Annotated in this window: 10 protein-coding genes; 4 read left to right on the top strand and 6 right to left on the bottom strand. The window is 52.6% G+C overall.

Annotated elements, in window-relative coordinates:
- From JJU14_RS02905 to JJU14_RS02890, 4 genes are all read left to right on the top strand, one after another.
- Window positions 1–326 (top strand): CoA-transferase (locus JJU14_RS02905; protein WP_300976134.1); only part of this gene is annotated, 326 nt, incomplete at its 5' end.
- Window positions 327–329: 3 nt separating this feature from the next.
- Window positions 330–1,499, top strand: a complete 1,170-nt coding sequence (locus JJU14_RS02900; protein WP_228611102.1) for a M14 family metallopeptidase — start codon at window positions 330–332, stop codon at window positions 1,497–1,499.
- A 179-nt stretch (window positions 1,500–1,678) separates the two neighbouring features.
- On the top strand, window positions 1,679–2,860 hold the full coding sequence (locus JJU14_RS02895) for an acyl-CoA dehydrogenase (protein ID WP_366914872.1): 1,182 nt from the start codon (window positions 1,679–1,681) through the stop codon (window positions 2,858–2,860).
- A gap of 127 nt (window positions 2,861–2,987) precedes the next feature.
- Complete coding sequence (locus tag JJU14_RS02890) at window positions 2,988–3,587, top strand: VOC family protein (RefSeq protein WP_228611101.1); 600 nt, start codon at window positions 2,988–2,990, stop codon at window positions 3,585–3,587.
- Window positions 3,588–3,606: 19 nt separating this feature from the next.
- Here JJU14_RS02890 and JJU14_RS02885 read toward each other — a convergent pair whose 3' ends face one another.
- From JJU14_RS02885 to JJU14_RS02860, 6 genes are all read right to left on the bottom strand, one after another.
- Window positions 3,607–4,509 carry a VOC family protein gene (locus JJU14_RS02885; RefSeq protein WP_228611100.1) on the bottom strand — a complete coding sequence of 301 codons (903 nt, stop codon included), beginning with the start codon at window positions 4,507–4,509 and terminating at the stop codon, window positions 3,607–3,609.
- Complete coding sequence (locus JJU14_RS02880) at window positions 4,506–5,378, bottom strand: isocitrate lyase/phosphoenolpyruvate mutase family protein (protein ID WP_228611099.1); 873 nt, start codon at window positions 5,376–5,378, stop codon at window positions 4,506–4,508. Before JJU14_RS02880 ends, JJU14_RS02885 begins: the two co-directional genes overlap by 4 nt.
- 11 nt (window positions 5,379–5,389) lie before the next feature.
- Window positions 5,390–6,322 carry a polysaccharide deacetylase family protein gene (locus JJU14_RS02875; protein WP_228611098.1) on the bottom strand — a complete coding sequence of 311 codons (933 nt, stop codon included), beginning with the start codon at window positions 6,320–6,322 and terminating at the stop codon, window positions 5,390–5,392.
- Complete coding sequence (locus JJU14_RS02870; protein ID WP_228611097.1) at window positions 6,322–7,263, bottom strand: polysaccharide deacetylase family protein; 942 nt, start codon at window positions 7,261–7,263, stop codon at window positions 6,322–6,324. The genes JJU14_RS02875 and JJU14_RS02870 overlap by 1 nt, the downstream gene beginning before the upstream one ends.
- 10 nt (window positions 7,264–7,273) lie before the next feature.
- The gene (locus JJU14_RS02865; RefSeq protein WP_228611096.1) at window positions 7,274–7,945 is read right to left on the bottom strand and encodes an isochorismatase family protein; all 672 of its coding nucleotides are present in this window, start codon (window positions 7,943–7,945) and stop codon (window positions 7,274–7,276) included.
- A 95-nt stretch (window positions 7,946–8,040) separates the two neighbouring features.
- The gene (locus JJU14_RS02860; protein WP_228611095.1) at window positions 8,041–8,433 is read right to left on the bottom strand and encodes a c-type cytochrome; all 393 of its coding nucleotides are present in this window, start codon (window positions 8,431–8,433) and stop codon (window positions 8,041–8,043) included.
- Window positions 8,434–8,519: the final 86 nt, after the last annotated feature.

Here is an 8,519-nt window from a genome sequence, read left to right as displayed (position 1 = left end):
GCAATATTGCCAGCTGGATGATCCCGGGCAAGCTGGTGAAAGGCATGGGCGGTGCCATGGATCTGGTGGCCGGTGCCCAAAACATTGTGGTGACCATGACGCACGCCGACAAACACGGCAACAGCAAACTGCTGAGCGACTGCACCCTGCCACTGACCGGTGTGGGCTGCGTGAAAAAAATCGTCACCGATCTGGCGGTACTGGAAGTGCGGGATGGCGCTTTCCATTTGCTGGAGCGGGCGCCTGGTATTTCGGTGGAAGAGATTCAACAAAAAACCGCCGGCAAGCTGGTGGTGGATGAGTATGTGCCAGAGATGAGCATTTAAAGTATGGCCTTGAAAACTAGAACAGCTTTTTCGCTATGGAAAAACTACTTTTTACTTTTATTATTGTGTTCAGTTTCTGCGAGTGCCTTAGCTGAAGAGACCTGCGAATTTGAGCAAGTTTCTTTTGATGCGAGTTTTCCGACTGGTCGTTTAACGAGTTGCCTACAATTGTCAGAGCAGGCCTATCGAATTGTCGTATCACCAGCGTTTATGCCGGTCAACCCAAGTGCCTGGTATGCGTTCAGGGTTCGTGCAGAGCGTGCAATCGAGCTGGATATTGAAATTGAGTTTAGTGCAGCGTTTGCCCGTTATTCGCCAAAGTTGATGATGAATGATCAAAGTTGGCAGGAAATTCCTCATGAAAAAACTGAGCGTACCATCAGTTTTAGTTTGGCTATACCAGCACAACAGAGCCAGTACATTGCAGCCCAGCCTATCTTTGATAACAGTTATTATGAGGCATGGTTTGAGCAAGTTTCAGTGATTTCTGATGCTGAGATTTTTTCAGTGGGTTTTTCTGAACAAGACAATGAACTGAAAGCTTTACAGGTATCACCGGAAAATTCACTTCTGCTTCTGATTATTGGAAGGCAACATCCACCTGAGGTGACTGGTGCTTTTGCATTGTCAGCATTTGTAGAGCGCTTATTAGAGAACGAACCCCTTGCAGAGCAATTCAGAAAGCTAGTCAATATTGTAGTTATTCCCCAAGTTAATCCTGATGGTGTACAAGCGGGCAAATGGCGGCACAATAGCCGTGGTATTGACTTGAACAGGGACTGGCACCAACGATCTCAGCAAGAAACGCAGAACATTCATCAGTTCATTGTAGGGCGACATAAAAATCACCAACAATTGGTTTTTGCATTAGATTTCCATTCAACCAATAGAAATGTCTATTACACGATGCCTGCAGAAAAAGAACTTTTTTGGCAAGGACTCACAAAGGATTGGTTAGCTGACCTGTCAGCTCGGATCCCATATGACGTAATTGATGCTCCTAGCGATCGTCCAGAGAATGGCGTATTCAAACAATACATTGCGGATTATTTCTTTGTGCAGGCCGTTACCTATGAAGTAGGGGATGAAACTCCAATAGACGAAATTCAAAAAACAGCCCATGCAGCGGCAGAAGCACTTATGCTTCAGATTCTCAGCAGGGCTAATGAGTGAAAATTTTAGCTATATGTACGCTGTTATAGCACTGCTTTGACAATGAACTCTTGGCTTTTGTAATACCAAATCTCTTCCTTTGAATTGACAATTATCAGTCTGCTGCTGGCTGCTATCCAGTAAGATACAATCATAGTCGCAGTCCGCTGCAAGCATCCAACATGATTATGAGGTGTCCGGTGAGTCAAATTTTAGCCAATTGGGATGATATTTTGCTGCTGAATGAGCAGCTGAACGAAGATGAGCGCATGATCCGCGATATGGCGCACGACTTTTGCCAGCAGGAACTGATGCCTGGTATTTTGCAGGCCAACCGTCAGGAGCATTTTGATCCGGCCATTATGCGCAAATTTGGCGAGGTGGGCTTGCTGGGCGCGACCATCAAAGACTATGGCTGCTCCGGGGTCAACTACGTCAGTTATGGCCTGGTGGCCCGTGAAGTTGAGCGGGTGGACAGTGGTTATCGCAGTGCTATGAGTGTGCAGTCCTCTTTGGTAATGCACCCGATCAATACCTTTGGCAGTGCGGAGCAAAAAGAAAAGTACCTGCCCAAGCTAGCCACCGGTGAGTGGATTGGCTGTTTTGGCCTGACCGAGCCGGATTCGGGCTCTGATCCAGCCAGCATGAAAACCTATGCGAAAAAAGTACCGGGCGGTTATCAGCTGACCGGCAGCAAGATGTGGATCACCAACTCACCGATCGCGGATGTGTTTGTGGTTTGGGCGAAGAACCGGGCTGAAGATGATGCGATCTGTGGCTTTGTGCTGGAAAAAGGCATGGCGGGCCTGTCGGCACCGAAAATTGAAGGCAAGTTGTCGTTGCGCTCATCCATCACTGGTGAGATCGTGATGGACAATGTGTTTGTGCCCGAAGAAAACATGTTTCCAGAGGTGCGGGGGTTAAAAGGTCCGTTCAGCTGCCTGAATATGGCACGTTATGGCATTTCCTGGGGCGCTTTGGGTGCTGCCGAGTATTGCTGGCATGCGGCTCGCCAGTATGGCCTGGACCGCAAGCAATTTAACCGGCCTCTGGCGCAAACCCAGTTGTATCAGACCAAGCTGGCCAATATGCAAACGGAAATTACGCTGGGGCTGCAGGGGTCGCTGCGGGTAGGTCGCATCATTGATAGTGGCAGCTGGGATCCAACCATGATTTCACTGGTAAAGCGCAACAACTGCGGTAAGTCGCTGGATATCGCCCGTATGGCGCGCGACATGCACGGTGGCAATGGCATTGCTGATGAGTTTCATGTGATTCGCCATATGATCAACCTGGAAACTGTCAATACCTACGAAGGCACCTACGATGTGCATGGCCTGATCCTGGGCCGGGCGCAAACCGGCTTGCAGGCATTTTTCTAAGCCGTTGCTGCTCACTTTTTATAGACAGAGGCCTCATCTTTGCAATGAGGCCTCTTGCTTTTTATCAATGGGCTTAGGGCCCGAATACGGCATAGTCGAAACACCCTGATTGGATGGAGTTTGCTCTATGTTCGTTAACTTTGTTTCCTCTGCACTTGTTACCCATGTAGTTCTTGCCGCCTGCCTAGTTGGCAGTGCCTTCAGTCTGGCAGCTCCAGTGCCGACAGAGGAGCGCATTCCGGTAGATGTGCGACGCACCACCTTTATTGTCGAAGATGTCGATAAATCACTGACGCTGTACCGCGATGCCCTGGGCTTGCAGGTGATTTATGATCAGGTGCTGGCTTCACCACTGCCAGATGGTGGTGAGCGTAAGCGCCGTCTGGTGTTGTTGCAGGCAAACGATGACTTTATCGGCGCCATCGGTTTACTGGAGTACATGCAGCCCAGAAAGCCGCAACGACAAGAGCAGTTCGATGAACCTGTGCCAGGCGACCCTATTGTAGTGATCAATGCCCAGGATCTGGATAAGCGCTGGGGCAAGGTAGTCGCCGCTGCGGATGTGCAGGTGATTACAGCGCCTCACTTGGTGCATTACCCGCGGGCCGATGGTGGCCAGATAGCGGTGATGATGTCGATGATCCGGGATGCGGATGGCTATTGGCTGGAAATCAATCAACTGCTGGATGCCCCGGCACGGGCTGAGGATGCTTCAAAGGCGCAGTGATCCTCTGGTGCAGGTCAAACTAAACCTGCACCAACTCAATCAGCTCACCGGCGGTGCCTTTTAATAGGATGGCGCGACTGCCCGGGTAGTATGGGTCATCCAGTGCATGAATGCGTGCGCCCATCCGGTTGGCAATGCTATCAAGCTCCCTGGTAAAACAGCTGATCATGGCGATGCCGGACGGCAGTTGGCCGGCTGGATAGTACAGCGGCTCGGCTTCTGGCAACTGGTCGATTTCAAACAGGCAGTTGCCTGCCAGTTGCAGGGTCGCCACCGGGTATTGCTGCTCTATCGGCCGCTGCCAAGCCTTATTGAGTACAGTGATTTTGGTATCAAACACCAAAGCCGGTTCAGCCTGGTTTAGCTGCTGGTAAAAATCAACCGCTTGCTGCCGATCCGGCACAGCAAGCACCGGAATAAACAAGCTGGCGGTATAGCTGTCGGTTTGCGGCAACTGAAAAGGCGGCACTGGCCGCTGTACTTCGGTCAGATAACTGACTTCACCGGCCGGGCCTATCAGCTGCATGGCTTTGATGGCATCACTGATCTGCAGGTAAGCCGGTTCTCCGATGACAGCAAAATCATCGGTGCTCAGATTGCGCCGAATGGCATCGACATCGGCGACGTTGACCTCCAGCGCCATCCAGCCCTGGCGTTTCAGGGGGGTTACCGGCTGGATATCCGTCCGCTCAATCACCCGCAGCCAGGCATCACCACTGGCGGCGGCCAGGATCAGCATCGAGCAGCCAACGCAGGCCGGTGCCTGCCAAAGATCAGCCAGTGCCTGGCTCACCTGGCCCTGGTACTGCACCTGAAAACCAAGTTGCTGGCAATAAGCACTGACCAGTCTGGATAGATTATCAGTCACCAGAGTGGCACCCAGGATAGGGCCAAGCCGAGGTTGCTGCTTTGTCTGGCTCATTGGCTTCCCTCGTAAGATTTTCCCAGTTCCAGCAGGGCGTCTGTGCCGAGCAGCTGGTTCAGGCTGGTTAAATCCAGCATGTTGTCCCGCCAGCTGGCGGTATTGCCGTGCTGTTTCAAATTGGCCAGAAACTGCTGCGCCATAAAGGTGTAAGCCCGTACCATAGCCCCAGGGAAAATCACCAGCTGATAACCCAGCTGCTGTAAGTCTTTGGCGGATTGCAGTGGTGTGTTGCCACCTTCCACCATATTGGCCAGCAAGGGTATTTTGTGCTGGAACTGACTGTTCATATACTGCATTTGTGCCAGAGACTCCGGCGCTTCAATAAAGAGCACATCGGCGCCAGCTTCGTAGTAGGCATAAGCCCGGTTCATGGCCTGCTCAAAACCTTCCACTGCTATGGCGTCTGTACGGGCGATGATCAGGGTGTGTTCGCTGTCGCGTGCATCCACTGATGCGCGGATTTTGCCAACCATTTCGCTGGCGCTCACCAGGGATTTGCCTTTCAGATGGCCGCAGCGCTTGGGCATTTGCTGGTCCTCCAACTGAATGGCGGAGGCTCCTGAGCGTTCAAACAGCCGCACGGTGCGTTGCACATTCAGTGCATTGCCAAAACCGGTATCGGCATCGACAATCATCGGCAGAGCAGAGCGCTCACGGATCAGGCTGATGGTATCTGCCACTTCATTCATCGACACCAGGCCGATATCCGGCCGGCCGAGCTTGGTGTAAGCGATGCTGGCACCGGATAAATACATGGCACCAAAGCCGGCTTTTTCAATCAAAGATGCACTAAGAGCATCAAAGCCACCAGGGGCAAGCAGGATCTCCGGTGCCTGGATCAGTTCCTTTAAACGAGCAGCGTGCATAGCAATTCCTGTTAGGTCGATGAAGGTTGTTGGGCGCTAAAAGTGTCTAAAATGGTGCTGGCAGAAGCACTCCAGATAGCCTGGCTGCTCAGATAATCCAGCAGTCGTTCCAAATAACCGATACGATGCGGCTGACCGAGCAGCCAGGGGTGAATGTTTAGCGCCAGCATACGGCCGCCTTGCTGGCTGGCCTCCTGCAGCAAAAAATCACAGCTGTCGGTGACTTGCTCCAGGTAAGACGCTTCACTGTGCAGGTTGTTGCCCAAAATAAAAGCATCCTCCAGCTCGGTAGAAAGCGGCATGGCCCAGAGCGGTTTGTTGTGGGTATGCAAGGGGTAGGGCATATCGTCGTTGACCCAGTCGCACAGGTAACGAATGCCTTGCTCGGCCAGTAAGCCCGGAGTGCGTTCACTTTCATTGCGCGCCGGGCTTAGCCAGCCGTCAATGGCCTGGCCGCTCAGCTCGCGCAGGCTATCCAGTGAGCGTTGGATCAGGCCGCGCTCGTCCTGCTCGGTCATGCCGTTGTAATGCAGGCAGTCCATATTCCAGCCATGGCAGATGATTTCATGCTGCCGCTCTTTGAGCAGCGTAACCAGATAAGGGGTGCGGACCGCTAATTCGGTGTTCACAGCAAACGTCGGGGTAATGTTGTAGCGATCCAGCGCTTTTAGTACACGGAATAATCCAACCCGGTTGCCGTAATCACGTAAACTGTAATGGCGCAGATCCGGGTAGGGCATGGTCATGCCACCCGGCACTTTATACGGCTTGCCCTGTTGATCCAGTGGGAAAAACTGCAGGCAAACATTAACCCAGAGGGCCAGTGGTTTATCTCCCGGCCAGCGGATTTTTGGACGCTCGCTTAGCATCGACCAGTCGTAGCGGTCATGATCCATGCCGTAGCGACGTTTTGGGTAGCTCAAATGCGTTGGATCCAAAGCCATCAGGCACCTCCTGCTTTGCTGCTAATGTCGTCAAGAACAGTGTCGTAATAATGACTGCGGAAGTAATCGGCGATTTCCCGGCCAGTGGTCAGCCAGACATCCGGGTGACTGGTGATGTAATCCAGCGCTTCTTCAAAGGCTTTCATCCGGTGCGGACAGGCGACCTGATAGTTGTGGGTGGGGATGCACATAATGGTGCCGGATTCGTCCCCTTCCTGATACAGCCGGTCAAAGTTGTCTTTGAGCATCTGGCCATAACGTCTGGGCTCTACCTTATTCACCACATAGGCGATGGTGTCGTTCATTTCCAACGAGTAGGGGATGGAGACAAAACGCTTGTTGCTGCGAAGCGCTATCGGTGTAGGTTGATCGTCATGGAACAGGTCACAGGTGTAAAAGCCCGCCTCATCACCAAACAGCTCAGTACCCACCTCGGCAAATAAATCCAGCGTCAGCTCGGAATGCGACAGGGCCGGTGCCAGATAGCCGGCGCATTTTTGGCCGGTATGACGGTAGATGGTTTCCATCGAGTCACGGATCATCGCCCGCTCTTGTTGCTCCGACATGCCGTAGGTGTAGCGGGTGTTGTAAATGCCGTGACTGAAAAACTCCCAGTTACGCTCTTTGCACATGGCGATGATTTCAGGGTGATGCTCGCACAAGGCGGTGGATAGGCTTACGGAACCACGAATGCCGTATTTATCCAGCAGTGCCATCTGGCGGTTATGACCAACCCGGTTGCCGTAATCACGAATGCCATAGCCCTGGATGGCCGGGTAGGGCTGGGGCCAGGCTTTACGGTATGGGTTCTCTGGTGGATTTAATTCGTAAAACTCAATATTGGGCGCCACCCAAAACGCCAGCTTCTTGCCGCCCGGCCAGCGAATTTTAGGCCGATTTTGATAGGGCCAGTACTGATAAAACCCGGGATCTGCTTTCATGCACTGCTCCTTAGGCACTCTGCTGTGCCGCCAGCCAGGTCATCACCTCATCAATATCCAGCACATCGGCGTACTTCAGTGCCAAATCCGTCAGATTGGCGTAATGGTAGCTTTCGTGTTTATCGGCGACGCATTGCTCCGGCACTATGGTACGGTAGCCGCGCGACAGGGAGTCGACGGCTGTAGCCCGGATGCAGCCAGAGGTAGAACCTCCGGTAATAATCACGGTATCGACCTGATGCCAGACCAGCAGGGATTGCAACGGCGTTTCAAAAAACGCGGACGGCATTTTTTTGCAGTAAATAATGTCACGCTGCCGATCAATCTGCAGCCGCGGGTCAAACTCTGCCCGCTCGGAGCCAAATTTGATATTTTGCAGAGAATCCGGGGTGTTGGTGCGGGTGCCCCAAACACCGGCATCTTCGCCGGATTCCATGTAAGCGACATGGGTCCAGACCACGGGCCAGTTCAAGGCGCGAAAGCGCTCAGCCAACTGATTGGTGTACTCCAGCTGCTTCGGATCGGTTTCGTAGGCGGTGGCAAACTGGCCGACGGCGGTGTAGGCTTTTTGCGGGTCGACATTCACCAGCACGGCTTTGCGGCCAAAACCAAAGCGCTTGCGGGCCGGATTATTTTTCACGTCCAGATAAATTTCTTTGGCTGTTTTGGTGGTGGTTTCCATAAGCGGTGTTCTCTGTTGTTGGCGACTTAGCATCAGCCTAAAAGGACGAATAGCTGCTGTCTTTGACGAAAAGCATTTTGCTCTCAATGCAGCTGTTATTGACCCGGCAGGGCTGCGTAATAGGCTGCCAGTAAGGCAATATCCTGATCCGATAAACTTCTGGCCTGGGGCGACATCAAGGCATTGACCTTGTCGCCACTACGGTAGGCAAGCATCGATTGCAGCAAATCGTTTTCAGCCTGTCCTGCCAGAGACGGATACATCGGATTATTGGAGATGCCCTGGGGGCCATGGCATGCAGCGCAGCTGGCAGCACGAATACGGCCTTTCGTCAGCAGCTCCTGCTGTGCCGCGACAACAGGGTCCAGTGGTTCACTGCCAGCACTGTTCGCAGTTTCCGGCTCAGAGCAGCCGCCAAGTAGTAAGATGCCGCTAAGGCTGCAAGCAGAAATCAAGGCTTTAAGTTGGAAGACTGGTTTGGTAGGCATAAAGCACCCCTGTGGTGATGTTTCAAACATCTTTAAGTTAGCATGGCTCTACAGGCAGGTAGACCATTATCCAGCCGTAGTTTTGA

Source organism: Alkalimonas sp. (assembly GCF_020831925.1).
In the GTDB taxonomy this organism is placed as follows: domain Bacteria; phylum Pseudomonadota; class Gammaproteobacteria; order Enterobacterales; family Alteromonadaceae; genus Alkalimonas.
This window is presented reverse-complemented; position numbering and strand designations above follow the sequence as displayed.